A 25590-nucleotide genomic window follows, 5' to 3' on the forward strand; every position below is an offset into this window, starting at 1 on the left:
CGCGCCGGCCGTCCTTGATCAATGTCAAATTGCGCCGATCGTTGCTAATTCAGGTCAGCGGCGTCCAGCTGCCGTCGGCATTGCGGCATGCGGTGCCGCGCGCCGTGACGCCCGAACCGCTCGTGTAAACGGTGTGGGTGTATTGGCGGCAGTCCTGCGAGCCGACCCGGTAGGGCTGGGCGGCAACGACCTCGCCATAATGGGTCGAGCTGTCGCCCTTCCACGTCACCTTCTGGCCGCTGGCGTTGTATTCCAGCGCCTTGTACTCGGCCTCGAGGCCTTTGCGCTTTTCGGCATCGCTCAGACCCGAACCGATCGAGCCGCCGATGAGCCCGCCATTCATGGCCGCGACGATGCCGGTTCCCACCTTACCGGCGGCCCGCGGCGTGGCGACGGGCGTGACCGGAGAGGTCGGGCCGGTCCTGCCCAGCGTGGTGCAGCCCGACACGGCCATCAGGGCGGAAACGAGCGCAACGCGAATCTTCATGCCAGCAACCAGTTCTCTTGAGCGGGATGGGCTTCTTGGGCGAAAAGCACTTCTGGAGCGAGACGGATCGGGAACCGCGCCAGCGGGAAGGATAGCGAGCCCATAGTATTGATATTTGTCGGAAATTTGGCCGCGAGCGGCCGCACGGAAATCGATAAAAACATTATTGAAGGCTCCGCAATCTTACCACTGCCCTCAAGCCGCCCATGCTGGACCGTTCCAGCGCCAGGGCGCCTCCATACTCGTTGACGAGGTCGGCGACAATGGCCAATCCAAGCCCCGTTCCCGGCTTCGTCTCGTCGAGTCTCTTGCCGCGTTTCAACACTTCCCGCGCGCTGTCCTCGGGAATGCCGGGGCCGTCGTCCTCTATGACGATTTCAAAAAGGTTGGGGCTTCCGGCAACGGCGGCGACCGAGACGGCAACGGCGCTTTTCGCCCATTTCATGGCATTGTCGAGGAGATTGCCGAGCAATTCTTCAAGATCCTCGCGCTCGCCGGCAAAGACGATCCCGGCGGCCGGCGGCGACAGCGAAAGCTGTGTCTGCGGGTTGAGCTTGCGCAGCACGCGCACCATGCGCTCGACCAGCGGCGCCACCGGCGTGCGGAAGACGACGCTGTCGCGCTGGGCGGCGACGCGGGCGCGCTGCAGATAATGGTCGACCTGCTTTTGCATAGAGGCAGCCTGCTCGGCGATGAGCTCTCCCTTGGCGCCGCCGAGCGCGCGGCCCTCGTTGATCAGCACGGCAAGCGGCGTCTTCAGGGAATGGGCGAGATTGCCGACCTGGGTGCGCGAGCGCTCGACGATGCGCCTGTTGTTCTCGATCAGCGCATTGGTCTCGCTGGCCAGAGGCTCGATCTCGGCCGGGAAGCGGCCGTCAAGCCGCTGCGCCGTGCCCTCGCGCACCATCGCCAAAGCATTGCGCACGCGGCGCAAAGGCTGCAAGCCGAAAAGGATGGCGATGGCGTTGATGGCGATCATGCCGACGCCGAACAGCGACAGATAGGTGAGCAGCCGGCGCTGGAAGCTCGCGATCTCCTGCTCGAGCTCGCTGTGATTGCCCATGACGCGGAAGCGCGCGGCGCGGTTCTTGGCATCGAGCACGAACTCGCTCTCGAAAACCTCCAACTCCTCGCCCTTGATGCCCTCGGTCGAATAGCTGCGCTGGAAGTTCGCGTTGAACGGCACCTCGGCGACGCTCGGCGACAGGATCGAGGAGGTCATCGAGGAGGAATGGAGTTCGCCGTGAACGTCTTCGGAGGCCGGCTCGACCGACCAGTACCAGCCGGAATTCGGCTCCGAGAAGCGCAGATCGCCAAGGTCGGGCGAGCCGATGAGCGCGCCATTGTCGGAAATGCCGACGGAGCCGATCAGGTTGAACAGATGCGCCGAAAGCAGGCTGTCGAAGCCGCGCTCGCTGGCCTGGCGGTAGAGCGTGGTGATGAGGGTGAAGATGACGACGAGCGTCAGGATCGCCCAAATCGTGGAAAAGGCGATGACGCGGAAGGTCAGCGAGCGCGGCCAGAGCCGCAGCTTTGAAAGCCACGTTCTCATCGTCGGCTTCAGCGGTTCCGCGTCACGCCTCCGGCTCTCGCATGCGATAGCCCATGCCTCGCACGGTTTCGATCATGTCGATGCCCATCTTCTTGCGAAGCCGTCCGACGAACACCTCGATGGTGTTGGAGTCGCGGTCGAAGTCCTGGTCGTAGAGATGTTCGACCAATTCGGTGCGCGATACCACCTCGCCCATATGATGCATCAGATAGGCAAGCAGCCGAAACTCGTGGGAAGTGAGCTTCAGCGGCACGCCGTTGACGTCGGCCTTGGAGGCCTTGGTGTCGAGCCTCAGCGGCCCGCAGGTGAGCTCGGATGAGGCATGGCCGGCGGCGCGGCGGATCAGCGCCCTCACTCTGGCCAGCACCTCCTCGATGTGAAAAGGCTTGGTGACGTAGTCGTCGGCGCCCGCGTCGATACCGGCAACCTTGTCGCTCCAGCGGTCGCGCGCGGTCAGGATCAGCACAGGCATCTTGCGCCCGCCGCGGCGCCAGCGCTCGACGACGCTGATGCCGTCCATCTGCGGCAGGCCGATGTCGAGGACGACGGCGTCGTAAGGCTCGGTGTCACCGAGGAAATGCCCCTCTTCGCCGTCATAGGCGCGGTCGACGACATAGCCGGCATCGACCAGCGCATCCGTAAGCTGCCGGTTGAGATCCTTGTCATCCTCGACGACGAGCACGCGCATGGTTCGGAGCCTGTTGAAGGGTGGAGGTATAGGCCGATTCCGCCGGCCAGGAAACTCAAGCCTGTTAAAGGGAATTGGGCGTCAGTCCAGCGGCACCACGATCTCGGTACGGCGCGGCCGCTGGCCCTCCTTGCCCGGGACCAGTACCACGATCACGCAGACCTGCTGTCCGCCGCGCGTCGCCTGCGAGGCCTTGGCGAGCGTGCCGCCGTTCTGCGCGGCGATCTGTTGGCCGATTGCATAGCAGTCGTTGGCAGCAAGGACGAGCGGCTGATCGACCGATGGCTCGACGAGCGGCATCGCCGTCGCCTGCGACGCAAAAATCCCGGCTGCGGCAAGCGCCAGCGTCGCGGCGCGAGTAAGGGAGCGGAACGTTTTCATGATCACGGTACTAACGCATTTGTGCTGAACATGAAATGAACGGTGAACGGCCGAAAATCCATGCCCGCCATACCCCCTGCCCGCGAGACGAACAAATGCGAGTCCAACTGCCTGGGCCCATCAGGACCAGCCATGGATTGATAGCCGGAAAATCACGGGCGCGGCTACGGTTTTCGCGGCTTGCATATGCTCTAATTTGCGCCGTGAAGCAGTTGAGGACGGGGAGAATGCCATGAGCCATGACGACCTTGCCAGTCTCTACAAGGACTACATTGCCTGCCTCAACGAACAGGATTGGGACAATCTCGGCCGGTTCATCGGCGAGGAGGTGCAGTATAATGGCCAGACGGTGGGGCTTTCGGGCTATCGCCGCATGCTGGAAGACGATTTTCAGGCCATTCCCGATCTGCGTTTCAACATCGAGCTTCTGGTTTCAGAGCCACCACGCGTGGCGGCCCGCCTGCATTTCGACTGCAGGCCCAAGGGCATGCTGTTCGGCCTAGCGGTGAACGGCAGGCGAGTCACCTTCGCCGAGAACGTCTTTTATGAAATCCAGGACGGGCGAATACGCGAGGTCTGGTCCGTCATCGACAAGGCCGCCATCCAGGCCCAGCTCTAGAGACGTTCATCGTTTCAGGAAACGCGGAATTGCTCTAACTCCTTGTTTTTTCGTACTTCCGGACGGAAAACCGCTGCGCACCTTTCCTGGAATTGCTGAAGGAAAAGCTGGTCTCTCAGACACTTTCTTGCGTCAGCGCGCGGAAGCGCAGCAGCCCGTGGTGCACCGCGAGGTCGTCGTCATAGCGCGCCTCGGCGAATTCCAGCGACAGCCGCGTCTGGCCACGCGGGCCGATCGAGAGGGCCGCGCCGTCGAGGCGCGCCTTGATGCTGTCCATGATGAGCCGCGTCTCGGCCTCGCCCTGCGCCTTCGACCAGATGTGGAGCGTGATGAGTTGGTCGTCGTTGTCGTCGGCGCCGGTGTCCAGGTCGAAGGCGCTGGTGCGGCCATAGGTGACGTGCGGAAATGCGGCTTTGGCGTCGGCGCGCTCGAGCAGGCCGGCGCCGCCCAGCAGCGCCGACAGCGACGCATCGGTCTTCAATCGCAGGAACAAGGCCTGCATCAAATCGCCAGGCGCCGTCATATGTGGTTCCTCTCGCCTGCCTTGTCCTCCTCGCAGCGTAGCCGCCTTGCACCCGTTTCGCCAGATCGTCGGACGGCGGCTTGAGGCAATGCCATCAAGCCTTGCCGCTGATCACCGTTGCCTGATCCCTGATCACCACAGTTACGAACGGATGACGGCGCACAGGCGCCTCATCACCGATCTCGCGGCGATAGACAAGCAAAACCGGGCGGCTGCCGAGAGTTTCGGGGGCGAGCCGCACCATGCGCGGTTCCGGTTCGGCGGGCATGCAGGGAATCACGGGTGTCACGGTGTGGGGCGGCACGGTTTTTGAGGAAGGCGCCGCGCAGGGTCTGGTGGAGCAATGCGACTACGTCTACACAAGGCTGCTGCCCGGCCCGGCTGGAGCGCCGGTCGCTTTCGTCGCGGGGCGCAAGCCTGGCTGACGAAGCGGGGCAGACTGGCCAGGGAGGCCGGAAATGAAACTTCTGATCTTTGGCGCCTCGGGCGCGACCGGCCGCGCCCTCGTCTCGGCGGCGCTGGCGGAAGGCCATCTGGTCACCGCCTTCGTCCGCACGCCGCGCAAGCTCGCCATCAGCCACGACCGTCTGAGTGTGATCGTCGGAGACGTCGCCGACTGCAAGGCGGTGGAGGGCGCGATTGCCGGTCACGACGCGGTGTTGAGCTGCCTCGGTGTCGGCGTGCCACTGAAGCACGACGCGGCGGTGATTGCCGGTATCGGCTTCATCGTCGAGGCGATGCAACGGAGCGGGCCAACCCGGCTCATTTATCAGTCCTTCCTCGGCATCCGCGACAGCCGGCGGCAATTGGGGCCGCTGCTCGGCGGCATCGTCGTGCCGCTCGTGCTGCGCCATGAAGCGGCGGATCACGAAGCGAAAGAAAGGCTCATCGCGCAGTCCGGCCTCGACTGGACGATCGTGCGACCACCAAAGCTCGGCAAGGGTCCAGCTACCGGCCGGTTCCGCCACGGCGACGGCATCCGAGCGACATCTTTGTTGCCGACGCTGGCGCGCGCCGACGTGGCGGCCTTCATGCTTTCCCAGGTCAGCGACAAGACCTATTCGCGTACAGCGGTTGCCCTGCTGCCTTGACCTCACGACACCGGCGCCGCGCCGCCCTCTTCGGTGCGACGTGCGATGAACTCGTCGAGCACGCCGGCGGTGGCGGCAGCGGATGCCGGCGGCTGGAAATCGGAAAGAATCCGCTTCCAGATGCCGGTGGCGCGCTCCGTCGCGGTCTTGCCGCCGGATTGCGTCCAGTTGCCGAAATTCGACCAGTCGGCCACCAGCGGTTCGTAAAAGGCGGTGCGGTAGCGGACCATGGTGTGGGCGGCCGAGAAGAAATGGCCGCCGGGCTGCACCTCGGCAATGGCGTCGAAACCAATGGCGTCGGCATCACCCGGTGTCGTGGCGCAAAGCTCGGCGACCGTCTGCAGCGCCTCGATGTCGGTAATCAGCTTTTCGAACGAGACGCTCAAGCCGCCCTCCAGCCAGCCTGCCGCATGGATGCAGACGGTGGCGCCGGCAAGCACCGAGCCCCATAGCGCGAACTGCGTCTCATGCGCCGCCTGCGCGTCGGAGACATTGGCGGCGCTGCCGCCGCCAGAACGCCAAGGCAAGCCGGTGAAGCGCGCGAGCTGGCCGGCGCCCAAGGTCGCCTTGATGTGCTCCGGCGTGCCGAAGGCCGGCGCGCCCGACTTCATGTCGACATTGGAGGAAAACGAGCCATAGACCACCGGAGCGCCGGGGCGCACGATCTGGGCGAGCGTCAGCCCCGCCAGCGCCTCCGCATGCTGCAGGGTCAGCGCGCCGGCGACCGTGATCGGCGCCATGGCGCCCGCCAGGCAGAAGGGCGTGATGATCGACACCTGGCCGAACCTGGCGAAGTCGATGATGCCTTGCGCCATCGGGATATCGAGCTGGCGCGGCGAATTGGTGTTGATGACGGTGTAGCAGAAGGCGCCGTTGCGAAATTCGTCCTCCGAGAGGCCGCGCGCCAGCCGGACCATCTCAAAACTGTCCTCGACCTGCGGCGTGCCGCGCGCGAAGACGAAGGGAAACTTGTCGGACAAGGTGAGCTGCGCGCGGCCGGTGGCAAAGTGGCGAAAGCGCGTGTCGACGTCCTGCGGCTCGATGCAAGGGCCGAGCATATGCAGCACGTCGAAATGCTGCAGGAGCTTCATGAATTCCACGAAGGCGGCGAGCGTGCCCGGCCGCCTTCCGCGCTCGAGATCGGTGACGTTGGGCGCGCCGGAGCCGGCGAGGAATGTCATGGACCCAAGCTCGAGGATAAGGTCACGGGAGCGGGCGCCGCCATAGGCGGGGATCGAGCGCGGCGCGGACGCCAAGGCTGCCTCGACCATGTCGCGGCCGATCCGCACCATCTGGCTGTCCTCGTCGACCAGGGCGCCGGCCTTGGCAAGAATGGCGCGCGCCTCCGGCAGCAGCACCTTGATGCCGAGTTCTTCCAGCACGCGCAGCGCCGTGTCGTGGATTGCGGCGACCTGATCGTCGGAAAAGACCGGCTGCGGCAGGAAGGGGTTCTTCAGCGAACGATAGTTCGGGCGGCGGCTGGACTCGCTACCGGCCTCGCCGGTGCGTCCGCGCCGGCGTTCGCGCCTCTGATCGCGTGCGGCCTCATCAATCATGCCCAATCCTCCCTATTGCCGCATTGCCTCGCCCTTGGGGTCGTAGGGCGAGGCCGCGATGACGCGCGCCGGCCGTTCGACGCCGACAATGTGGACGGAAAGTTGCGTCCCCTCCCCGGCGAAATCGTCATCGAGCAACGCCAGGGCGACGCTCTTGCCAACCGTGTAGCCGTAGCCGCCGGAAGTGACGAAGCCGACGCGCCGGCCCTTGTGCCAGACAGGCTCGAAACCGCTGGCGTCGGCGTCGACGGCATCGACTTCCAGGGTCACGATCCGCCGGGCGACGCCCGCCTTGTGCTCCTTGAGAGCTGCTTCGCGGCCGACAAAATCGCCCTTGTCGAAGGCGACGAACCGGTCAAGGCCGGTCTGGCCGGGCGTGTAGCCTTGGGTAAACTCGCGCGACCAGATGCCGAAACTCTTCTCCAGCCGCAGCGCGTTGAGCGCGTAGTAGCCGATCTCGGCGAGACCAAGATCTTCGCCGGCGGCGAGCAGCGTCTCGCGCAGCGTCCCGTGCAGGGTGGCCGGGCAATTGATTTCGAAGCCGAGCTCGCCGGCGATCGACAGCCGGGCGACCCGGGCGCGAACCATGCCGATGTCGAACTCGGCGCAGGCCATGAACGGCAGGGTTTTGGCGGAGACGTCCTGGTGCGTGGTGCGTTCGACGACCTTCCTTGCATTCGGCCCGGTCACCAGGAAGCCGGACATCGCGTCCGAGATGTCGTTAACCGAGACGCCGTCCGCCATGTGCGCCTCGAACCAGCGCATGTGGAATTCGCGCAGGTAATAGGAGCCCATGATCCAGTAGTCGCCGCCGCCCCAGTTGAGCACGGTAAGGTCGCCCTTCAGCCTGCCGTCATGGCCGAGCATCGGGGCAAGCTTCGCGCGCCGAGGCTTCGGCAGTTTGCAGGCAAGCAGCCGGTCGAGCCAGGCCTCGGCGCCGGGACCGGACACGGCGTAGCGCGAGAAGGCCGTGGTGTCGACGAGGCCGGCGGCGCGGCGCACCTGCAGCACCTCATCGCCAACGATGTCGAAGGCGTTGGAGCGCTTCAGCGTCGTCTCCTCGCGAAAACCCATTGGCGCGAAATAGGCCGGGATTTCCAGCCCCCATGAGGCCATCCACTCGGCGCCGGCCGCGCTCATGCCGTCATAGGCGCCGGGCCGCTTCAGCGGCCGGCCCGCCGGCAGCCGCTCGTTGGGGAAGGTCATGACGAAGCGACGGGCGTAGAACTGGCGCGTGGTTTGCCTGAGATACTCGCGGTTGGCGGCGAAGGCGCCGTAGCGGGCGATGTCCATGCCGAAGATGTCGGCCTGCGGCTCGCCGTAGATCATCCATTCGGCCAGCGACTTGCCGACGCCGCCACCCTGGCTGAAGCCGGCCATGACGCCGCAGGCGACCCAGTAGTTCTTCAAGCCACGCACCGGGCCAACCAGCGGATTGCCGTCGGGGGTGAAGGTGAAGGCGCCATTGACCCATTTGCGGATGCCCGCCTTGGCCAGGCAGGGGAAGCGCTGATACGCCTTCGAAAGCTCCGGGCTGATGCGGTCGATGTCCTCGGGGATCAGCTCGATGCCGTAGTCCCAGGGCGCACCGTCCATGTTCCAATGTTTTGGGTTCTGCTCGTAGACACCGAGCAGCACGCCTTTGCGCTCCTGCCGAAGATAGGAGAAGCCGTCGAGATCGACGGCAAGGCCGAGCTCGTTGTCCAGGGCAGTGACCTCCGGAATGTCCTCGGTGACGAAATAATGGTGCTCCATCGGCGTCACCGGCAGGTCGACGCCTGCCATGAGGCCGACCTGCTTGGCCCACAGGCCGCCGGCGTTGACGACATGCTCGGCGACAATCGCGCTCTTCTCTGTAACCACATCCCAGCCGCCGTCCGCGCGCTGCCTGAGCTCGATTACGCGGTTGCGCAGGATCACATCGGCGCCGCGCTTCTTTGCGGCGCCCGCATAGGCGTGCGTCGTGCCGTAAGGGTCGAGATGGCCTTCGTTGGAATCGTAAAGGCCACCCAGCACATCGCTGACATCGACGATCGGGCAGATCTCCTTGATCTCCTCGGGCGTCACCAGGCGGGCCGTCTCGATGCCCACCGACTGGAACACCGCCCAGGCCGATTTCAGCCATTCCCAGCGCTGCGGATCGCTTGCCATGTTGACGCCACCGGTCATGTGCAACCCGGCATCCTGGCCGGACTCGGCCTCGATCTCGCGGTAGAGCTTGATCGTGTAGTCCTGCAGCGCCGCGACATTGGGATCGGCGTTCAGCGCATGGAAGCCGGCCGCCGCGTGCCAGGTCGATCCGGCCGTCAACTCGGCGCGCTCGATAAGCGCCACGTCGCTCCAGCCGAAGCGCGTCAGGTGATAGAGCACCGAGGCGCCGACCACGCCTCCCCCGATGACGACTGCCCGGTAATGCGATTTCACGAGCCTCTCCCTCTCGTTGGAGAGCCTTACGATACACGTCCTGTACAGGAGTGTCTAGACACAAGTGTACAGATCGCTTGCGCGCCGCTTCCCGCCATGCCTATTGTGCGGCCATGATCATGACCGCCCCGCAGGCCGAACCGGTTCTCGGCAACATCAAGGTCACGCGCTCGGACTGGATCAATCTGGCGCTTGAGACGCTGGTTTCAGACGGTATCGAGAGCGTGCGCGTGCTCACCCTCGGCCAGAAGCTCGGCGTGTCGCGCTCAAGCTTCTACTGGTATTTCGAAAGCCGGCAGGATCTGCTCGACCAGTTGCTCAAGCATTGGCACGACACCAACACCACTGCGATCGTCGAGCGCGCCCGGCGCCCCGCCGAAACCATCATCATGGGCGTGATGAACGTATTCGAATGCTGGGCCGACGAGCGCCTCTTCGACCCGAGGCTCGATTTCGCCGTGCGCGAATGGGCGAGGCGCTCGGCAGACGTGCGGCAGATGATCGACCAGGCCGACGACGAGCGCCTCAGCGCCATCCGCGACATGTACCGCCGGCACGGGTACGACGACGAGGACGCCTTCATCCGAGCGCGTGTGCTCTACTACATGCAGATCGGCTATTACGTGCTCGACCTCAAGGAACCGGTCGAGGCCCGCGTCAGCCATCTCGCCGCCTATCTGCGCTCCTTCACCGGCCAGGAGCCGACCGAAGCGGATGTGGCGCATTTCATGCGCTTCATCGCGGCGCGCTGATGACTACCCGCCGTTCACGGCCGATTGACCTCCATTCAACAAAGCTTGTGCTGTGGCTTCGCTGCCCTTGTGAGCAGTGATAAAATGGTCGAATAGTTTGGCAGGGTGCCACCTGAAACTGCCCGCATGCTGTTTTCGGGCGAAAGCGCATTGGGGCGGAAGTCTGGAATGCCAACTCCTTCGAAACCACGCAAGAGAAGAGGCCGGATCGCCTCGGCGGCTCTTGCCGTCGATGCGTGGCTCGATTCCTCGCTCTACGAGATCAGCTTCAAAGCGCGCGAATTCTGGGAGGCCGCAACCATCTTTTCCCGCCGCTTCCGCCTGCATGGCTGGCGGCGCGCCATCATCGAGGTGCTGAGTGAAGGGTTCACCATGGGAGCCGGCGGCTTCGTGGTGCTGTTGGCGCTGGCCATGCCGGCGTTTGAGATCACCGCCGGCGATTGGCGCAACCAGGGCGATTTCGCCGTCACCTTCCTCGACCGCTACGGCAACGAGATCGGCCAGCGCGGCATCATCCAGCGCGATTCCGTGCCGGTCGACGAGATGCCGGATATCGTCATCAAGGCGGTGCTGGCGACCGAGGACCGCCGCTTCTTCGATCACTACGGCATCGACGTTCTCGGCCTGTCGCGCGCGATCTTCGAGAATGTGCGCGCCAATTCGGTGGTCCAGGGCGGCTCCAGCATCACCCAGCAGCTGGCCAAGAACCTGTTCCTGTCCAACGAGCGCACCTTGGAGCGCAAGATCAAGGAAGCTTTCCTGTCGCTCTGGCTGGAGGCCAATCTCTCCAAGAAGGAGATCCTTCAGCTCTATCTCGACCGCGCCTATATGGGCGGCGGCACGTTCGGCATCGAGGCGGCGGCGGATTTCTATTTCGGCAAGAGCGTCAAGGACCTGAACCTCGCCGAGGCGGCAATGCTGGCCGGCCTGTTCAAGGCGCCCACCAAATACGCCCCGCACATCAACCTGCCGGCCGCCCGTGCGCGCGCCAATGTGGTGCTCTCCAACCTTGTCGACGCCGGGTTCATGACCGAAGGCCAGGTGCTGCAGGCGCGGCTGCATCCGGCAGATGTCGTCGACCGCGGCGAGCAGAAGAGCCCCGACTATTTCCTCGACTGGGCCTTCGACGAGGTCAAGAAGATCGCCAAGCCCGGCCAACACTCGCTGGTCGCCCATACGACCTTCGACGCCAATATCCAGAAAGCGGCCGAAGAGTCGGTCGAATTCCATCTCCGCCAGTTCGGCAAGGAATACAACGTTACCGAGGGCGCGGTGGTGGTGATCGAGACCAACGGCGCGGTGCGCGCCATTGTCGGCGGCCGCGACTATGGCGCCAGCCAGTTCAACCGCGCCACCAAGGCGCTGCGGCAGACCGGGTCGTCGTTCAAGCCTTATGTCTATGCCACCGCGATGGAGCACGGCTTCACGCCGGACTCGGTGGTTTCCGGCGGCGCCGTCAGTTGGGGCAGTTGGTCGCCACACAATTACAATGGCGGCTCGGCCGGCAACGTCACGCTGCTCACGGCTATCGCCAAGTCGATCAACACCGTGCCGGTGCGGCTCGCCAAGGACTATCTCGGTATCGGGCCGATCAAGGCGATGGCCGAATCCATGGGTGTCGAATCGCCGCTGGAATCGCACAAGACCATGGTGCTCGGCACGTCCCTCATGACGGTGATGGACCAGGCGACAGGCTACAGCGTCTTCGCGCAGAACGGCTTCGTCGGTTCCCGGCACGGCATCACGCAGCTCGTTACCCGCACCGGCGACGTCGTCTATGACTGGGCCAAGGACGCGCCGCCGCCGCACCGTGTGCTGTCGGAAAAAGCTCTGAAATACATGAACACCATGCTGGCCGCGGTGCCGGCGATCGGCACGGCGCGGCGCGCGCAGCTTCCCAACATCGTCGTCGCGGGCAAGACCGGCACCACGCAGTCCTACCGAGACGCCTGGTTCGTCGGTTTCACCGGCAACTACACGGCCGCCGTCTGGCTCGGCAATGACGATTTCACGCCGACCAACAACATGACCGGCGGGTCGCTGCCGGCGATGGTCTGGCAGCGGCTGATGGCCTATGCACACCAGAACATCGATCTGAAGCCGATCCCTGGCCTCGATCATCCCTGGGTCGACCCGGAGGTCGCGGCCAAGGCCGAGGAAGAGGCGAAGAAGGAGGCCGCTGATGCCGCGGCGCAGGCAGAGGCCGAGCGCCCGCCAGTGCTTTCCAGCCGCACCACGCAGACGCTGAGGGCAATGACCAAAGCCTTCCAGGCGGCGCCGGTTCTCAACGCACCTACCCTGCCGGAGACGCTGTCCGCGCTTTGAACCTTCGTTCGACGCATGCGCTTGCCCCGAAACCGGTCCCACTTTCGAGTGAAATACTTAGCGGAGACTAGGCAATCTCAGCCCGGCCCATTCGCCGGGTGGGATCTCAGCCCCGACACGGAAGTTGAACGACAAGACCCTTGTCGCATCGGCGTCGACCTCGCACCGGAAGCTTAGGCGGTACCATGTGGTTGCCGTGCTGAAGGCGGCCACCGGAGGGTTAAGAACATTGCCCACCTTCAGCGGAATGGATGGCAGCCATTTGGGAGAATAGGAGGCGCCCTGCAATTCCTCGTTCAAAACGCTGCCGCAAAGGTTGGCAACCCGCTGGTCGCGAGGCACCTCGCTCATAGAGCTTGTGGCCAGCGCATCGCCGGTAGCGCCCTGCGAATAGAGCTTTCGAACACCCGGAAGGCCGGAATAGATCGGCGACGCAGCAACGGCGGCGTTGGTGGAACCTGGCGTCCCGGCGCTCTTGCTTCGGGACTTCGAGACCTTCGCGGGCCTGAACTTCAGCGCATTTGCTTGCTTGGGCTTTTGCTTTTCGGTCACGGCCGGAAGATCGACCCTATCGCCGCCCTTGGCATCCATCGGCGTCGGCGCCGCGGCTGTTTGCTTTTCGGCGGTTGGCGCTCCTGCCTCTTGCTCGGCAGCCTGCCGTCTATCCGTGTCCTGGGCTGCCTTCTCCTCACTTTGCGTGGGCTCGGCGTCCGTCGCGGCGATTACCGGCTTCTCGTCAGCCGTGCTTTGATCCGCCGGCTGATCGGCATCTGCCGGCGCGGCAGATTGCTTCTGTGCAGGCTTCGCCACGGCGGGCGGCTTGGTATCACTATCCTTGGCCGGCGACGGCGTGTTGTCCCGGTTGCCGGCTCCATCCAGGGATTTCCTGGGGCCGGTGTCCTTGTTGCCATACTGGAAAACGGGCTTTAGCACTGCGATCGGCGGTGGCTTCGGCGGCTGCTTTTCCGGCACTGGAGGCTTTTCGACTTTTTCCTCGGGCGGTTTTTCGGCTTTCGGTTCCGGGGGCTTCTCGGCCTTGAGTTCGTTCGGCTGCGGTGCGGGCGGAGGCTTCGGCTTAGGTTGCTCGGGCGGAGGCACAAGCGCGACATTGACCGGCTGTTCCTCATCCGGCTGTTGGGCGGGCTTGGGCAAGGTATAGACCAGAAACGCTGCGATCAGCGCATGCAGCATCAGCGATGCGGGCAAAGCCCACGCCAAATTCCGACGCCGCTCTCCTGTCTCGCCCTTCATCCCGACCGATGTGGAACGAAATGGCGGCGGCTTCAAGCACAGGCATCGGATCGGCGCCTGACAAGTCAGTGATTGGATGGCTACGTACAGCGCCGCCGAGAATCAGAAGGGGCGCGGTGCGGACTTGTCCGTGACAGGCCGGTCGCCGACATGGAACGTCATACTACTGCAGGCCGCAACCACCTGAATATCGCCATGCCCAAGGCAAGCCGGCTTGCCACGAGGCCCCGCGCCGCGATATCCCGGGCAACCTCCTCAGTTCCGGCCTTCCATGCTCAAGACCGTCTCCCTCACGCTGCTTTCGCTTGCCATGGCCATCGGCCTTGGCGGCGGCAGCGTCTGGTACGCGCTCAACGCGCAGGACGGCGTCGGCGCGATCCGCATCGGCCAATGGACAGCTTTTCCTGAAATCGGCACGGAAGGCTCCGACCCCTACTCCAAGGCGCGCGTGGCGCGTGAGGGCGTGCTGGCGCTCGGCCGGGCGGAGGGGTTGTCCTTCGTCGCCGAGCGCGACGCAGCCGGCCAGCCGCTGAAGCGGGAATGCGCCTATTCGATCGAAGGCGGCTACCCGACGGCCCGGTTCTGGACGCTTTATGCCGCCGACCAGTCGCTTGGCGTCATCGACACCGGCAAGGCGAGACAGGCGGCCCTGCAATCCTACGAAGTGCTGCGCCGGCCCGACAATTCGGTCGTCATCTCCGTCGGCGACCGCCCTGCCCCGGGCAACTGGCTCCTGACGGCTGGCTTCGGCAAGATGTATTTCGTGCTGACCTTCTACGACACGCCGATCGCGAGCAGCACTGGGCTTTCCGACGTGGCGCTGCCGCGCATTTTGAAGGCGGGCTGCCATGCGTAGCCTGCTGCACGCCCTGGTCCTCGGCCTGCTCGGCGCCGGCATCGTGCATATCGCGGTGCTGTTTCTGGTGCCGGAATTTTCCGAGCGCGATGCCTGGTCGCGGCTGGCAATGGCCTCCGACCTCTATAAGATGACGCGCCTCGACGCGGAGGCCGGCGGTGCGCCTGTGGTGAAGTCGGTCGACCCCATGTTCTACGCGGCCGCCTGCCGCTTCAATCTCGCCGACGGGCTGGTACGGATCCGGGCGCCGGGCGACGTGCCGTTCTGGTCGGCCTCGGTCTATGACCGCAGCGGCCATAACATCTATTCCTTCAACGACCACAATGCGAACAGCGAAAAGCTCGATGCCGTGGTGCTGACACCGGCGCAGATGATCGACGTGCGGCGCGATCTTCCCGAGGACTTGCAGGGCGCGATCTTTGTCGAGGCGCCGATCGAAGAGGGAATCTTTGTCGTCCGCGCCTTCGTGCCGGACGATAGCTGGAAGCCGATCGTGTCGCGCTTTCTCGAACAGAGTGCCTGCGAGCTGCAGGAATACTGAAGAGTCAGCTCAGTGATGCGGCACCAGTGGCCGTGGCGACCCAGGCTTGTCCGGGCCGTCCGGACGCGCCGCGCCGACCTGCGGCTGTGGCTCATAGCGGACGCCGGGGAAGATGATGACAGCCGCTGCCGTGTCGGTGTCGTGGGTTACTCGATTGACGGATGCCGCTCGCGGCACGAAAGACAAGACCATGCCCATGGTTCGCGTATTCCTCTCGGTTTGACCGGAGCACAACGCAACGCCTCCAAAGTCGATTAAGGCGGGCAGAGGGTTAACGGAGCGCTAACGGATCGCGGCTAATTTGATGTTTGTTCCCTGGAGACGCGAAACCGGCCCGGCCGGAGGCGCGGGGCCGGGTCTGTGTCGAGTATCGGGCGTATCCTCCGTGTCTTCTTCGGATTTCAGGCACATCGCTATCCGGACCGAAGCGGGAAAAGCCGAAAGGCTGTTCCGCGCCGCCGTGTCGGCCTTCTGCTCGCTGACGCGCCCGTCGCGGCGCGAAATCGCCCAACTCGAGGATCTGACGCTGCCGCTGTTCGACGAAGTGTCGGTCGAATCGCGCCGCTATGTCGCCGCCGCCCTTTCCGAATGCGAATATGCGCCGGCCGCGTTGGTGCGGCGGCTGGCCGAGGAGCCGGTCGAGATCGCGGCGCCGCTGCTTACCCGCTCGAACGCGCTGAGCGACATCGACCTCATCGCGCTGATCGGCCGCCATGGCCTGCCGCACGCGCGCGCAATCGCTCGCCGCAAGGAACTCAACGCAACCATCGCCCACCTGATCCGCGCGCTGGAGAAGCCGACGCTGGTCAACACGCGGCCGCCGGAGACGGTCACGAAGATCGCGCCGGTGAAACCGGCCGCTTCCGCAACAGAAGACAACCGCCCGGATCCCGGCGTGCCTGAGGAAAACGCGCGGCGACGCCTGCGCTCGATGATGCGGCCCGCCGGCGAAAGTGCCGCTGTCAACCTGTTCCTCGGACAGCCGACTTATCTGAAGCTGCGCGAGACGGCGCTGACGGGCAACCTTGCTTTCTTCCAGACAGCGCTTGCCGATGCGCTCGACATCGATTTTGCCACAGCCCGCTCGATCACAGAGCAATCGGGCTACGCAGCGCTGCTTGCGGCGCTCAAGGCGCTCGACCTAAGCGAAGACAGGGCCTTCCTGATCGCGGTCGCGGTCCATCCCGGCGAGTTTCCGCATCCCCAGGCAATCCGTCTGTTCCTCGACCGCTATCGGCTGCTGCATCGCGAGGCAGCGCTCGACAAGGTGCGGGCCTGGAAAGCCGAAACGCTGTCTCGGGCGATCCGCGGCAATGCCATCGAGACAGGGCGCCACGCATCGAACAGCGATGACAAGGCCGCCGGCCGCAAAGCGTCCTGAACCAATTCCAGGGAAGGTGCTCAGCGGTTTTCCGTGGCTGGACGCGACGCTGGGCCGCCGCCTCTATTCCGCCTTCACGGAAACAAGCTCCTCGACCGGAACGGAGCCGGCCTCGATCTCGACCACCCAGATGTCGGGATCGAATCTCTTTTCCTTTTCCAGCCTTGCATCGAATGCCGAGCTATCGTCGCCAGAATCGAGCAAGGTGAAGAAGCGCTCGTCGGGCTTGGCCGAATCGTAGCTCGTTTGCGGCGCCGGTCCGTACAGAGCCACTTCGCCGAGCCGGTCGCGCGACAACACGAAGACGGCGCCGGCCTCGGTCGCGCCGCGCTTGACCACGGCAGCAAAACCGCCGGCGGTGAAGACACGGCGCAGAAGGGCCGATACCCACAGATCGGTAGTCACGCGCATGGCAGGGTTCCGGATGGCATGCCGACCTTTTTAGCGAGATTCCCGCGTGTTCGCGAGCGGCCAGGATGTCAAGAACGGAACATCCGCTTCTAACAAATCTTGTTGAAATTTATTAGAGGCGTTAAAAACGATAACCATGAAAACTCAAGCCATGCGTACTCTCACCATATCCCTCACACCGAAGCAGGCCGCGCGTCTGCAGGACGCGGTGGACAGCGGCAGCTATGCTTCGAATAGCGAAATCGTCAGGGAAGCCCTCAGGCTGTGGGAACACCGCGAGGAACTTCGCGCCCTGGAACTGGCACAGCTAAAGCAAGCTTATGAAGAAGGCATGGCGAGCGGTAAGGGCCAAGAGGTTGACCGCGCCGCCTTTCTGCGTGCTCTGAAGGCCGAGCGCGCCGGACGTGGCTAATTATCGACTTACTCCTCGCGCGCAACGGGATCTAAGCGAGATTTGGGAACATATCGCGGCTGACAGCGAAAGAGCTGCTGACAGGCTCGTAGGACGCATTTTCGACAAGCTGGAACTCGCTTGCAGCCATGCCAGTATAGGTGTCGCTCGGCCCGAGTTGAGCGACACAGCCCGTGTTCTGGTGGAAGGCCGATATATCGTTATTTACGAACCGACGAGCTACGGCATTCTAGTTGTGGCAATAGTCCACGGGATGCGAAACCCCGAACATTGGCTCGAATGAACCGACGCCCGATGCCGCCGCTCCCTCAGTTTGTCAGGCCGATCTCGCGCATCTTGGCATAGACCACTTCGTCCGGCTCACCGGTTTCGGGCAGGCCGAACAGCGCCTGGAACTCCTTGATCGCAGACTTGGTCCGGGCGCCTACGACGCCGTCGAGCTGCATATCGTCATTGCCGAAGGCCTTCAGGCCAGCCTGGATCTTGACGATGCGGGCGTCGGGGGCCTGCGCTGCGCCGTTGGCCGGAGAGGAGACCGGAATGGCCGCCGGTCCGGCGGCCTGGGCCGCAGCCCTGTCGGCCGGTCTCGGGGCCGGACGCGGAATGGCCGCAGTCGTTTGCCTGGCGCCAAGCTGATCGAGCAGCGCGCCGTCGACATCGCCGGAGGCGGGCAGCCCGACCTTGAGCTGATAGGCCTGGATAGCCTTGCGCGTGGCTGGGCCCGTGAGGCCGTCGACGGTGCCGTCGTAGAAATTGAGGTCCTTCAATATGCCTTGCACCTGCTGGACGACCGGATCGGGCTTGGGAGCGGGCTGCGCCTGCCGCACGATGTTGATGGTGGTCTCCGGCTCATCCGAGACGGCATGCGGGAAATTCTCGATGCTCCTGGTGGCGAAGAAGGCGCCCGTGTGCGGAAAAGGCTGGTACCAGAGCGCGTTGGCCGAAACGTAGAAGAGCGTCACCAGGAAGGCGGTCGAGCCGCCGACCAGAACCGGATTGCGCGAGATCATCTGGCCGACCGCCGCAGCGCTCTCGGCAAGCAAGCCGCGCTCGGGTTCGACCACTTTAGGCCGTCTTGCGGAGCGAGCCATTGCTGTCCCCATTTGCATCCCCCTTCGGCTTTGCAATCGGCACGGGCAGCACGTCGGCCGGCGCGCCCGAGCGCCGCTTCGGTCCGTTCACCGGCAGGCTGATCGTCACCGTCGTGCCTTCGCCCGGGGCGCTCTCGATCGACATCGTGCCCTCATGCAGCGCCACCAGCCCCTTGACCAGCGACAGGCCGAGCCCGGTTCCCTCGAAGCGGCGCGTATGGTCGTTCTGGATCTGCATGAACGGCTTGCCGAGATTGGCCATATCCTCTTCGGCGATGCCGATGCCGGTGTCGCTCACCCAGAAATGCAGCCGCGAGCCGACCCGCTTGGCGCCGATCACCACGCTGCCGCCGTCAGGCGTGAACTTTAAGGCGTTCGAAACGAGATTGATCAGGATCTGCTGCACGGCGCGGCGATCGGCATTGATCTCGCCGGCGTCAGGCGCGATCTGCGCGCCGAGCGCGATGCTTTTGGCCTCCGCCAGCGGCCGCATCATCGAGCGACACATGTCGGCGGCATCGGCGAAGCGGAACGGCTCGAGCTCGGTGGCGTAGGCGCCTGCCTCTATGCGCGAGACATCGAGGATTGAGGTGACGACGGACAAAAGATGCTGGCCGGACTCCCTGACCAGGGCGACATATTCCTTCTGGCGCGGATCGCGGAAGGCGCCGAACATCTCGTGCAGCAGCATGTCGGAGAAGCCGATGATGGCATTGAGCGGCGTGCGCAACTCGTGGCTGACCACCGCCAGGAAACGCCCCTTGGCCACTTCGGCGGCAGCCGCAGCCTCCCTCGCCGTGGCAAGCTCTTCGCGGAGCGCAGCGACCTCGTCGTTCTCACGAAGGACGAAGGTGAAGGTGTCCTGCTCCCGCGCGCCGCGCAGCAATTCAAGGCGGAACGGGCGGAAATTGTCGGCCGAGCCACCACCGTCGCGCGGCAAGCGGATGCGCAGGTCGAGCCGGCGCATCGGCGCGCCCTCGCGCATGTCCGCGAGCGCGGTGAGATGGGCGACGCGATCGGAAAGATGGACGCGCTCGAACAAGCCGGTACCGAGCAGGAGCTCCGGCGCAAGCTTCAGAATGGAACGCGCCTTGGCCGAAGCGTCGAGCACCTCGCCCTGGCGGCCGACGCGCAGCACGACGGCATCGATCGTCTCTTCGAGACGGTCCACCGCAGGCTCCGCCTGACGCGCATCGGCGGGATTGGCGAAGGCCGCCGCGCGCGGCAGGAGCGTAAGCGCCCAGGCAAGCGGCAGCAGCCAGTGCCAACCGGCGATCGCAGCCTCGCCGAGCGGCAGGAACTGGTTTGCGAAAGGCTGCAGCAGGATGGCGCCGAATGCCGCCAGCGCGCCCGAAATTGCTGCGCGGCGCGACCTGGCGATCCACCAGGACTCGACCGGCAAAGCCACTGCAAGCAGCGCGACCGGCGACGCCAGACCACCCGCCGCGGCAATTGCGCCGGCAAGCGCGAGGCCACCCGTCGCCACCGAGGCACGGCCGGCGAGCGTCATGCGGCCGGTGGCGGCAATCAGAAGCGCTGCGAACCAGCACAGACCGAAAGCGCCGAAGATCGCAGCCACTGTAACGGCGGCACCCAGGCTTGAGGTGACCAGCGTCACCGCCGCACCCGCGGCGAGGAAGGGAGCAGCGAGCATGACGCCGATGAAGCGGCGCTGACGCTGGCGCTCAGCCTCGTCCGTGACGATCGGATGAACCATGCGTTCGCAGCCGGCGGCAACCGCGCCAGGCAGAGGAACGTATCTGGCCGTAATCGAACTCAACGCACTCGGACCCGGTCGTGAATTGCCCTGCTTCTGCAGGTGACTCTTGATTGGATCGAAAGTCGCATCCAGCGTTTAAGGAATGGATAAGGCAGAGAAGGCGAGCGCCCTGCCCGCGGCAAATATCGGGACGCCGGCACCCCAAAGCCCGTCGATCTGCCGCCATGGTAAATGGAGCGTTAGCCACAGCCCGGCTCGCCTGGCCTCCCGAAAACCCAGTGCCGATGCTCGCCCCTTCCAAAATTTTTCTTTTGAAACAGCCACATAGATGGTTGTTCTGAAGTTAATTACAGTCGATGAGATTTGAGTTAAATCGGTTGCGAAAATCAATCCTTTCGAATTTATCTAAAATTTGAAGAAAATTCGCGGCTTCGGCGCAAGCCACGCTTCGCGCCTTCGTGCCATTGTCATGTCCATAAAAAGAGATCATGCCGATGGATGCATGATCCGATCACGACGAGGCATCGAGATGGGCTTTCTGATCAGGATGGCTTTCTGGTTTTCGCTGGTGCTCTTGGCGCTGCCGCTCAGCGTCGGCCCCGACGAGGATGGCCGCGAGGCGGTCGGGCCGATCCAGGCGTTGTTTGCGGCGCGCGAGGCGGTCGGCGACATTGCCGGCATCTGCGAGCGCAAGCCGGATGTTTGCGAGACCGGCAAATCGGCCATGCACACCATCACCGTGCGCGCCAAGGAGACAGCCAAGATCGCCGCCGCCATGCTTGATGACCAGCAGTCGGAAAAGACGGCCGCGCCCGCTGCGAAGGTAGCGCAGACGTCTGGCGAGACCACCGGCAGCGTCGCCGAGGACATCGTGCTGCCCGCCAAGGTCAACATTCCGGCGATGCTGACGGCGAAGAACTGAGATTGCTTTTTCTGGAAATGCTCTAACGCCGCGGGCCCGCCCGACCTCTCGACGCCCGCGGCGTCTTTCTTTTTCCGTGACGTGGCGGCGCCGGGTCACTATATGCGGGCAATGACGACCTCGATCGAAACGATCCGCGACGATTTCTCCCTGCTCGACGAGTGGGAGGACCGCTACCGCTATGTCATCGAGCTCGGCGAGGCGCTGCCTCCGTTTCCCGAGGCGGAACGCACACCGGCCAACAAGGTGCCGGGCTGCGTCAGCCAGGTGTGGCTGACCACCGAGCAGGGAGAAGGCGTCGATCCGGTGGTCAGCTTTCGCGGCGATTCCGACGCCCACATCGTGCGCGGCCTTGTCGCCATCATGCTGGCGCTGTTCTCGGGCCGGCCGGCCAGTGAAATCCAGAACACCGATGCGGAAGTGACGCTGAAAGAGCTCGGCCTCGACGAGCATCTGTCGCCGCAGCGCGCCAACGGCCTTCGCTCGATGGTCAAGCGCATCAAGCGCGACGCCGAAGCCGCCTTGAAGCAAACCGCCTGACTCTGCCCCAAGCCCGGCAACAAGCCGCACTGCGGCGGGTTCACCCGTTCGCAGCAAGACATCCCTGAAATACCTCAAAAGCAAAACGGCGCCTCGCGGGCGCCGTCGCTTTTGCCGACTTGCGGAAGCTGCTACCGGCGACCCTTGGGCTTGCGGCCGAGGCCCATCTTCTTGGCCAACTGCGAACGGGCGGCTGCGTAGTTGGGAGCAACCATCGGATAGTTGGCGTCCAGGCCCCACTTCTCGCGGTATTCTTCCGGGGTGAGATTGTAATGTGTCATAAGGTGGCGCTTCAGCGACTTGAACTTCTTGCCGTCTTCGAGACAGACGATGTAGTCGTCATGCACGGAGCGCTTCGGGTTGACGGCCGGCTTCTGCTTCTCGGCCGAAGGCTGCTCCGTCGTGCCGCCGACGCGGCCGAGCGCGGCATGGACGTCGGCAATCAGGTTCGGCAGTTCGCCGACCGGCACCGGGTTGTTGCTGACATAGGCCGCGACGACATCGGCAGTCAGCTCGATTAGCGCGTCCCCATTCCTTGAAGGTGTTTCGACGATATCCATTGTGCTCAGGCCCCAACGAGAGTTTGTTTTCTAGACTGCGCCCTTTTTCTGGATCGGGCATCGCGCGAAATTCATGCAGGCAAACCCTGCGATTCGCGTCGCGTCATCTTAATGACCCTGTGCTGCAAGTAAGTCAATTCACCCATTGAATTATATTCGGCGATATTCATCAAATATTGCCGATTCAGCTTCAAAAATTCGTGTGCCGTGTAACTTAGCGAGATTTTTCTGGCCGGACCAGTGCAGCCTGACGTGGCGCCAAGCACGCTTTTACACCTCTGGTCGCGTCAAAACAGGTTCTTTATGCTTGGCTAAACTAATGTTTGGCCGCCCGGTGAGCGAAGAATCCTATGGATCATGGCGCGGACATTCATCCTCACGTCGAACAGCCAAGTCGCCTCGACGAACCTCTCAGTGGGGTTTGATGTACTTGCCGTAGACCCAGCCGGTAACAAAATGACCGTTCTGCGCCGGATCGTGCCAGACCTCGCACCAGCGGTAGCGGATCGCCTGCCGCTGCTTCCAGTGCGGTTGGCCGACAATGTCGAGCAGATCTATCCCGCCCGTGCAACGGCCGGTCATCTGCAAGACAGTGCCATTCGGATAGGCCGCCTGTCTTTGCGATGTGTTTGACGGATACTTGCGCGCGTTGAGCGTGTCGCCGAACGGCACGCCAGCCACTTGCCAGGCCGCGAACACGGTTGCATGAGACTGGCCGGAAAAGGCCAGGACCGCCGAAGCGACAGCGAAAGCCACGGCGGCTCGAACATAGGATTTCATCTTTTCCCCTTTCGACTTACCTTGTGTAGACCACCTTGAACCCCGCCCTTTGAACCGCTGCTGAGCGACGCGTTCATTCGCCATTCAAGCAAATTTCAGGCAATTCCACAGCGAGACGCAATGACCAGAACCTCCGTCTTCCCGACCGCCATCCCGCCGCGGCCCGAGAAACGCCCCATCTTCGACGTTCATCACGGCATCACCCGCACCGACGACTACGCCTGGATGCGGGCCGCCAACTGGCAGGCGATGTTCAGGGACCCTGCACTGCTCGACGGCGCGATCCGCGCTCATCTCGAGGCCGAGAATGCCTACCAGGCAACGCTGATGGCCGACACGGCCGAGCTGCGCCGCAAATTGTTCGCCGAGATGAAGGGGCGCATCAAGGAGGACGACTCCACCGTGCCGATGAAGGACGGTCCCTACGCCTATGGCTCGTCGTTCAAGCTCGGCGGCGAGCAACCGCGCTACTTCCGCACGCCGCGGGATGGCGGCATTGAGGAGATCCTGCTCGACGGCGATGCGGAAGCCGAAGGCAAGCCCTATTTCCGTCTTGGCGGATTCGACCATTCGGGTGACCATCGCAAGCTGCTCTGGGCTTTCGACGACAAGGGCTCGGAGTTCTTCGCGCTGCGCGTGCGGGACATCGCCAGCGGAAAGGAACTCACCGATCAGATTCCGGATACAGGTGGCGGCGGCGTGTGGAATGCCGGAGACGACGGCTTTTTCTACACCCGCCTCGACGACAGCCACCGCCCGTCAAAAGTGTTCTTCCACGCGCTTGGCGACAATCCGGAGAACGATCGGCTGATTTACGAAGAGACGGATGCCGGCTTCTTCATGGACGTCAGCGGCACGCGTTCCAACGACTGGATCATGATCGGCATCAACGATCATGAAACCTCCGAATACCGGCTTCTGCGCGCCGACGAGCCGTTCGCCGAGCCGAAGCTGGTGGCGGCGCGCGAGACCGGCCTGCAATATGACCTGGAGGAAGGTGGTGACGTCTTTTTCATCCTCACCAATGCCGACGGCGCCAAGGACTTCAAGATCATGACCGCGCCGGTCGAAGATCCGGTGCAGGCCAACTGGAAGGAACTGGTGCCGCACGAGCCCGGCCGGCTGATCCTGTCGGTGCTCGGCTTCAGGCACCACATGGTCAGGCTGGAACGCAAGGAGGGCCTGCCGCGCATCGTGGTGCGCGATCGGGCAAACGGCGAGGAGCACCTCATTTCCTTCGACGAGGAGGCCTTCTCGCTCGGCCTTTCCGGCTCCTACGAATACGACACCGAAGTCATGCGCTTCACCTATTCGTCGATGACGACACCGGCACAGGTGTTCGACTACAACATGCGCAGCCGCGAGCGCGTTCTCTTGAAGACGCAGGAGGTGCCATCGGGCCACGATCCGGAGCATTATGTCACGCGCCGGCTGATGGCGCCGGCTGCCGACGGCGAGCTGGTGCCGATCTCGCTGATCCACCATCGCGATACGCCCCTTGATGGCTCGGCGCCCTGCCTGCTCTACGGCTACGGCTCCTATGGCATCACGGTTCCCGCCGCATTCAACACCAATTGCCTGTCGCTGGTCGACCGCGGCTTCGTCTACGCCATTGCCCATGTGCGCGGCGGCAAGGACAAGGGCTACGGCTGGTATGACGACGGCAAGCGTCGGCACAAGATGAACACCTTCACCGATTTCATCGCCTCAGCGCGCCATCTCGTGGCCGAGCGCTACACGTCGCGCGATCGCATCGTCGCGCAGGGCGGCTCGGCCGGCGGCATGCTGATGGGGGCGATCGCCAACATGGCACCCGAAAGCTTCGGCGGCATCGTCGCCGAGGTGCCGTTCGTCGACGTGCTCACCACAATGCTCGACGCCAGCCTGCCGCTGACGCCGCCGGAATGGCCCGAATGGGGCAATCCGATCGCCTCGGCCGAGGACTACACGACGATCGCGGCCTATTCGCCCTACGACAATGTCGCGGCGCTCGACTATCCGCCGATCCTGGCGCTGGCAGGTCTGACCGACCCACGCGTCACCTATTGGGAGCCGGCCAAATGGGTGGCGCGGCTGCGCGACCGCAAGGCGGGCGACAATCCGGTGCTGTTCAAGATCAACATGGAGTCCGGCCATGCCGGCGCCTCGGGCCGGTTCTCGCGCCTGGAGGAGATCGCGTATATCTACGCCTTTGCGTTGAAAGTGACCGGCAAGGCCTGATTTTTCCCTCGCAATCGCGAGCACCTCGCGCTACGCAATGCGCCTCGTTTTTGGTCGCGGCCGGTTCGGGCCGCGCCATCCGTCATTTGCAGGGTTCGTCATGCTGCTCGTCGACGTCTATCTCGACAAATCGCCCATCCAGGGCATCGGTGTCTTCGCCAAACACCGCATTCCAAAGGGCACGTTGATCTGGAAGCTCGATCCAAGATTCGACCGGCGCATTTCGGTCGACACTTATGAGAACGAAAGCGGTCCGGTGAAGTCCTACCTCGATCGGTACTCCTATCCGGACAGGCGCGACCGGAACTATATCGTCTTCGAGGCGGACGATGCGCGCTACATGAACCATGCCGACGAGCCCAACTGCGACGTCTCCTCGCCGGAGGAAACCTACGCGCTGCGCGACATCGCGCCCGGCGAGGAACTGACCTGCGACTACAACCACTTCTTCGAAAACGGCTTCGATTTTTTGGGCGACCGCCACGCGTAATCGGAGCGACCGCGGTC

At 63.9% G+C, this 25590-nt stretch carries 30 protein-coding genes; 14 read left to right on the forward strand and 16 right to left on the reverse strand.

Annotated features, from left to right (window positions below):
* Positions 1-49 precede the first annotated feature (49 nt).
* The 5 genes from P9230_RS19510 to P9230_RS19530 all read right to left on the reverse strand — a co-directional run bounded on the left by P9230_RS19510 (position 50) and on the right by P9230_RS19530 (position 3108).
* The gene (locus P9230_RS19510; protein WP_095800154.1) at positions 50-487 is read right to left on the reverse strand and encodes a hypothetical protein; all 438 of its coding nucleotides are present in this window, start codon (positions 485-487) and stop codon (positions 50-52) included.
* The gene (locus P9230_RS19515) at positions 484-651 is read right to left on the reverse strand and encodes a hypothetical protein (RefSeq protein ID WP_176477602.1); all 168 of its coding nucleotides are present in this window, start codon (positions 649-651) and stop codon (positions 484-486) included. The genes P9230_RS19510 and P9230_RS19515 overlap by 4 nt, the downstream gene beginning before the upstream one ends.
* Positions 651-2039 carry an ATP-binding protein gene (locus tag P9230_RS19520; protein ID WP_278120533.1) on the reverse strand — a complete coding sequence of 463 codons (1389 nt, stop codon included), beginning with the start codon at positions 2037-2039 and terminating at the stop codon, positions 651-653. Before P9230_RS19520 ends, P9230_RS19515 begins: the two co-directional genes overlap by 1 nt.
* Before the next feature lie 22 nt (positions 2040-2061).
* Positions 2062-2727 carry a response regulator transcription factor gene (locus tag P9230_RS19525; protein ID WP_067320964.1) on the reverse strand — a complete coding sequence of 222 codons (666 nt, stop codon included), beginning with the start codon at positions 2725-2727 and terminating at the stop codon, positions 2062-2064.
* An 81-nt stretch (positions 2728-2808) separates the two neighbouring features.
* Positions 2809-3108: a hypothetical protein gene (locus P9230_RS19530; protein WP_095800155.1), complete on the reverse strand. Its 300-nt coding sequence runs from the start codon at positions 3106-3108 to the stop codon at positions 2809-2811.
* Between the two features lie 232 nt (positions 3109-3340).
* Between P9230_RS19530 and P9230_RS19535 the strand changes: the two genes are divergently transcribed.
* Positions 3341-3727: an ester cyclase gene (locus P9230_RS19535; protein ID WP_278120535.1), complete on the forward strand. Its 387-nt coding sequence runs from the start codon at positions 3341-3343 to the stop codon at positions 3725-3727.
* Between the two features lie 115 nt (positions 3728-3842).
* Here the strand turns inward: P9230_RS19535 and P9230_RS19540 are convergent, their stop codons facing one another.
* Positions 3843-4250, reverse strand: coding sequence for a DUF3168 domain-containing protein (locus P9230_RS19540; RefSeq protein WP_095800157.1), 408 nt, complete (start codon positions 4248-4250; stop codon positions 3843-3845).
* Between the two features lie 94 nt (positions 4251-4344).
* Positions 4345-4494 carry a hypothetical protein gene (locus P9230_RS19545; protein ID WP_176477603.1) on the reverse strand — a complete coding sequence of 50 codons (150 nt, stop codon included), beginning with the start codon at positions 4492-4494 and terminating at the stop codon, positions 4345-4347.
* A 22-nt stretch (positions 4495-4516) separates the two neighbouring features.
* On the opposite strand from P9230_RS19545, the gene P9230_RS19550 reads away from it, so the two are divergent.
* Together P9230_RS19550 and P9230_RS19555 are read left to right on the forward strand one after the other, a co-directional pair.
* A complete protein-coding gene (locus P9230_RS19550; protein ID WP_278120537.1) occupies positions 4517-4675 on the forward strand; it encodes a hypothetical protein in 159 nt (52 codons plus the stop codon).
* A gap of 33 nt (positions 4676-4708) precedes the next feature.
* A complete protein-coding gene (locus tag P9230_RS19555; RefSeq protein WP_278120539.1) occupies positions 4709-5341 on the forward strand; it encodes an NAD(P)H-binding protein in 633 nt (210 codons plus the stop codon).
* 2 nt (positions 5342-5343) lie between these two features.
* Here P9230_RS19555 and P9230_RS19560 read toward each other — a convergent pair whose 3' ends face one another.
* Positions 5344-6897, reverse strand: coding sequence for a trimethylamine methyltransferase family protein (locus P9230_RS19560; protein WP_278120541.1), 1554 nt, complete (start codon positions 6895-6897; stop codon positions 5344-5346).
* A gap of 12 nt (positions 6898-6909) precedes the next feature.
* On the reverse strand, positions 6910-9321 hold the full coding sequence (locus tag P9230_RS19565) for an FAD-dependent oxidoreductase (protein ID WP_278120543.1): 2412 nt from the start codon (positions 9319-9321) through the stop codon (positions 6910-6912).
* 113 nt (positions 9322-9434) lie between these two features.
* Here P9230_RS19565 and P9230_RS19570 point away from each other — a divergent pair, with 113 nt between their 5' ends.
* Both P9230_RS19570 and P9230_RS19575 read left to right on the forward strand, forming a co-directional pair.
* Positions 9435-10073 carry a TetR/AcrR family transcriptional regulator gene (locus P9230_RS19570; protein ID WP_067320941.1) on the forward strand — a complete coding sequence of 213 codons (639 nt, stop codon included), beginning with the start codon at positions 9435-9437 and terminating at the stop codon, positions 10071-10073.
* Positions 10074-10241: 168 nt separating this feature from the next.
* A complete protein-coding gene (locus P9230_RS19575; protein WP_095827184.1) occupies positions 10242-12398 on the forward strand; it encodes a penicillin-binding protein 1A in 2157 nt (718 codons plus the stop codon).
* A 57-nt stretch (positions 12399-12455) separates the two neighbouring features.
* Here P9230_RS19575 and P9230_RS19580 read toward each other — a convergent pair whose 3' ends face one another.
* Entirely contained in the window at positions 12456-13649 is a 1194-nt protein-coding gene (locus P9230_RS19580; protein WP_278120545.1) for a DUF930 domain-containing protein, read from the reverse strand.
* 271 nt (positions 13650-13920) lie between these two features.
* Here P9230_RS19580 and P9230_RS19585 point away from each other — a divergent pair, with 271 nt between their 5' ends.
* Together P9230_RS19585 and P9230_RS19590 are read left to right on the forward strand one after the other, a co-directional pair.
* On the forward strand, positions 13921-14505 hold the full coding sequence (locus P9230_RS19585; protein WP_278120547.1) for a DUF1214 domain-containing protein: 585 nt from the start codon (positions 13921-13923) through the stop codon (positions 14503-14505).
* On the forward strand, positions 14498-15046 hold the full coding sequence (locus P9230_RS19590) for a DUF1254 domain-containing protein (RefSeq protein WP_127241679.1): 549 nt from the start codon (positions 14498-14500) through the stop codon (positions 15044-15046). Before P9230_RS19585 ends, P9230_RS19590 begins: the two co-directional genes overlap by 8 nt.
* A gap of 9 nt (positions 15047-15055) precedes the next feature.
* Here P9230_RS19590 and P9230_RS19595 read toward each other — a convergent pair whose 3' ends face one another.
* Positions 15056-15244, reverse strand: a complete 189-nt coding sequence (locus P9230_RS19595) for a hypothetical protein (RefSeq protein WP_127241678.1) — start codon at positions 15242-15244, stop codon at positions 15056-15058.
* A 187-nt stretch (positions 15245-15431) separates the two neighbouring features.
* On the opposite strand from P9230_RS19595, the gene P9230_RS19600 reads away from it, so the two are divergent.
* On the forward strand, positions 15432-16427 hold the full coding sequence (locus tag P9230_RS19600) for a DUF2336 domain-containing protein (RefSeq protein WP_095823724.1): 996 nt from the start codon (positions 15432-15434) through the stop codon (positions 16425-16427).
* A gap of 63 nt (positions 16428-16490) precedes the next feature.
* On the opposite strand, the gene P9230_RS19605 is transcribed toward P9230_RS19600, so the two are convergent.
* A complete protein-coding gene (locus P9230_RS19605) occupies positions 16491-16838 on the reverse strand; it encodes a DUF1491 family protein (RefSeq protein ID WP_067320924.1) in 348 nt (115 codons plus the stop codon).
* Positions 16839-16974: 136 nt separating this feature from the next.
* Between P9230_RS19605 and P9230_RS19610 the strand changes: the two genes are divergently transcribed.
* Together P9230_RS19610 and P9230_RS19615 are read left to right on the forward strand one after the other, a co-directional pair.
* Positions 16975-17250, forward strand: coding sequence for a type II toxin-antitoxin system ParD family antitoxin (locus P9230_RS19610; protein ID WP_095800166.1), 276 nt, complete (start codon positions 16975-16977; stop codon positions 17248-17250).
* Positions 17243-17533 carry a type II toxin-antitoxin system RelE/ParE family toxin gene (locus tag P9230_RS19615; protein WP_095800167.1) on the forward strand — a complete coding sequence of 97 codons (291 nt, stop codon included), beginning with the start codon at positions 17243-17245 and terminating at the stop codon, positions 17531-17533. The genes P9230_RS19610 and P9230_RS19615 overlap by 8 nt, the downstream gene beginning before the upstream one ends.
* Before the next feature lie 25 nt (positions 17534-17558).
* Here P9230_RS19615 and P9230_RS19620 read toward each other — a convergent pair whose 3' ends face one another.
* Entirely contained in the window at positions 17559-18341 is a 783-nt protein-coding gene (locus tag P9230_RS19620) for a peptidoglycan-binding protein (protein WP_278055052.1), read from the reverse strand.
* Entirely contained in the window at positions 18316-20058 is a 1743-nt protein-coding gene (locus P9230_RS19625) for a PAS domain-containing sensor histidine kinase (RefSeq protein ID WP_278120549.1), read from the reverse strand. Before P9230_RS19625 ends, P9230_RS19620 begins: the two co-directional genes overlap by 26 nt.
* A 532-nt stretch (positions 20059-20590) precedes the next feature.
* On the opposite strand from P9230_RS19625, the gene P9230_RS19630 reads away from it, so the two are divergent.
* On the forward strand, positions 20591-20983 hold the full coding sequence (locus P9230_RS19630; protein WP_067320915.1) for a DUF5330 domain-containing protein: 393 nt from the start codon (positions 20591-20593) through the stop codon (positions 20981-20983).
* Between the two features lie 111 nt (positions 20984-21094).
* Positions 21095-21523 (forward strand): SufE family protein, encoded by a 429-nt coding sequence (locus tag P9230_RS19635; protein WP_066997661.1) that lies wholly within the window; start codon positions 21095-21097, stop codon positions 21521-21523.
* A 131-nt stretch (positions 21524-21654) separates the two neighbouring features.
* On the opposite strand, the gene P9230_RS19640 is transcribed toward P9230_RS19635, so the two are convergent.
* Both P9230_RS19640 and P9230_RS19645 read right to left on the reverse strand, forming a co-directional pair.
* Positions 21655-22083, reverse strand: a complete 429-nt coding sequence (locus tag P9230_RS19640) for a MucR family transcriptional regulator (RefSeq protein WP_067320912.1) — start codon at positions 22081-22083, stop codon at positions 21655-21657.
* A 411-nt stretch (positions 22084-22494) separates the two neighbouring features.
* On the reverse strand, positions 22495-22863 hold the full coding sequence (locus P9230_RS19645) for a hypothetical protein (RefSeq protein ID WP_095800171.1): 369 nt from the start codon (positions 22861-22863) through the stop codon (positions 22495-22497).
* Between the two features lie 120 nt (positions 22864-22983).
* Here P9230_RS19645 and P9230_RS19650 point away from each other — a divergent pair, with 120 nt between their 5' ends.
* On the forward strand, positions 22984-25083 hold the full coding sequence (locus P9230_RS19650) for a S9 family peptidase (protein ID WP_278120552.1): 2100 nt from the start codon (positions 22984-22986) through the stop codon (positions 25081-25083).
* Positions 25084-25183: 100 nt separating this feature from the next.
* Positions 25184-25573, forward strand: coding sequence for an SET domain-containing protein-lysine N-methyltransferase (locus P9230_RS19655; protein WP_066998147.1), 390 nt, complete (start codon positions 25184-25186; stop codon positions 25571-25573).
* Positions 25574-25590 lie beyond the last annotated feature (17 nt).

Source organism: Mesorhizobium sp. WSM4887 (genome assembly GCF_029625865.1).
GTDB lineage: Bacteria > Pseudomonadota > Alphaproteobacteria > Rhizobiales > Rhizobiaceae > Mesorhizobium.

What these genes read in the sequence shown, in the direction of transcription:
- P9230_RS19650 (WP_278120552.1), top strand. Translation starts at nt 22,984, where the DNA reads ATGACCAGAACCTCCGTCTTCCCGACCGCCATCCCGCCGCGGCCCGAG.
- P9230_RS19520 (WP_278120533.1), bottom strand. Translation starts at nt 2,039, where the DNA reads ATGAGAACGTGGCTTTCAAAGCTGCGGCTCTGGCCGCGCTCGCTGACC.
- P9230_RS19580 (WP_278120545.1), bottom strand. Translation starts at nt 13,649, where the DNA reads ATGAAGGGCGAGACAGGAGAGCGGCGTCGGAATTTGGCGTGGGCTTTG.
- P9230_RS19560 (WP_278120541.1), bottom strand. Translation starts at nt 6,897, where the DNA reads ATGATTGATGAGGCCGCACGCGATCAGAGGCGCGAACGCCGGCGCGGA.
- P9230_RS19635 (WP_066997661.1), top strand. Translation starts at nt 21,095, where the DNA reads ATGACGACCTCGATCGAAACGATCCGCGACGATTTCTCCCTGCTCGAC.
- P9230_RS19510 (WP_095800154.1), bottom strand. Translation starts at nt 487, where the DNA reads ATGAAGATTCGCGTTGCGCTCGTTTCCGCCCTGATGGCCGTGTCGGGC.
- P9230_RS19625 (WP_278120549.1), bottom strand. Translation starts at nt 20,058, where the DNA reads ATGGTTCATCCGATCGTCACGGACGAGGCTGAGCGCCAGCGTCAGCGC.
- P9230_RS19555 (WP_278120539.1), top strand. Translation starts at nt 4,709, where the DNA reads ATGAAACTTCTGATCTTTGGCGCCTCGGGCGCGACCGGCCGCGCCCTC.
- P9230_RS19605 (WP_067320924.1), bottom strand. Translation starts at nt 16,838, where the DNA reads ATGCGCGTGACTACCGATCTGTGGGTATCGGCCCTTCTGCGCCGTGTC.
- P9230_RS19640 (WP_067320912.1), bottom strand. Translation starts at nt 22,083, where the DNA reads ATGGATATCGTCGAAACACCTTCAAGGAATGGGGACGCGCTAATCGAG.
- P9230_RS19595 (WP_127241678.1), bottom strand. Translation starts at nt 15,244, where the DNA reads ATGGGCATGGTCTTGTCTTTCGTGCCGCGAGCGGCATCCGTCAATCGA.
- P9230_RS19550 (WP_278120537.1), top strand. Translation starts at nt 4,517, where the DNA reads ATGCAGGGAATCACGGGTGTCACGGTGTGGGGCGGCACGGTTTTTGAG.
- P9230_RS19545 (WP_176477603.1), bottom strand. Translation starts at nt 4,494, where the DNA reads ATGGTGCGGCTCGCCCCCGAAACTCTCGGCAGCCGCCCGGTTTTGCTT.
- P9230_RS19645 (WP_095800171.1), bottom strand. Translation starts at nt 22,863, where the DNA reads ATGAAATCCTATGTTCGAGCCGCCGTGGCTTTCGCTGTCGCTTCGGCG.
- P9230_RS19590 (WP_127241679.1), top strand. Translation starts at nt 14,498, where the DNA reads ATGCGTAGCCTGCTGCACGCCCTGGTCCTCGGCCTGCTCGGCGCCGGC.
- P9230_RS19525 (WP_067320964.1), bottom strand. Translation starts at nt 2,727, where the DNA reads ATGCGCGTGCTCGTCGTCGAGGATGACAAGGATCTCAACCGGCAGCTT.
- P9230_RS19620 (WP_278055052.1), bottom strand. Translation starts at nt 18,341, where the DNA reads ATGGCTCGCTCCGCAAGACGGCCTAAAGTGGTCGAACCCGAGCGCGGC.
- P9230_RS19630 (WP_067320915.1), top strand. Translation starts at nt 20,591, where the DNA reads ATGGGCTTTCTGATCAGGATGGCTTTCTGGTTTTCGCTGGTGCTCTTG.
- P9230_RS19655 (WP_066998147.1), top strand. Translation starts at nt 25,184, where the DNA reads ATGCTGCTCGTCGACGTCTATCTCGACAAATCGCCCATCCAGGGCATC.
- P9230_RS19570 (WP_067320941.1), top strand. Translation starts at nt 9,435, where the DNA reads ATGATCATGACCGCCCCGCAGGCCGAACCGGTTCTCGGCAACATCAAG.
- P9230_RS19575 (WP_095827184.1), top strand. Translation starts at nt 10,242, where the DNA reads ATGCCAACTCCTTCGAAACCACGCAAGAGAAGAGGCCGGATCGCCTCG.
- P9230_RS19530 (WP_095800155.1), bottom strand. Translation starts at nt 3,108, where the DNA reads ATGAAAACGTTCCGCTCCCTTACTCGCGCCGCGACGCTGGCGCTTGCC.
- P9230_RS19535 (WP_278120535.1), top strand. Translation starts at nt 3,341, where the DNA reads ATGAGCCATGACGACCTTGCCAGTCTCTACAAGGACTACATTGCCTGC.
- P9230_RS19610 (WP_095800166.1), top strand. Translation starts at nt 16,975, where the DNA reads ATGAAAACTCAAGCCATGCGTACTCTCACCATATCCCTCACACCGAAG.
- P9230_RS19585 (WP_278120547.1), top strand. Translation starts at nt 13,921, where the DNA reads ATGCTCAAGACCGTCTCCCTCACGCTGCTTTCGCTTGCCATGGCCATC.
- P9230_RS19540 (WP_095800157.1), bottom strand. Translation starts at nt 4,250, where the DNA reads ATGACGGCGCCTGGCGATTTGATGCAGGCCTTGTTCCTGCGATTGAAG.
- P9230_RS19515 (WP_176477602.1), bottom strand. Translation starts at nt 651, where the DNA reads ATGTTTTTATCGATTTCCGTGCGGCCGCTCGCGGCCAAATTTCCGACA.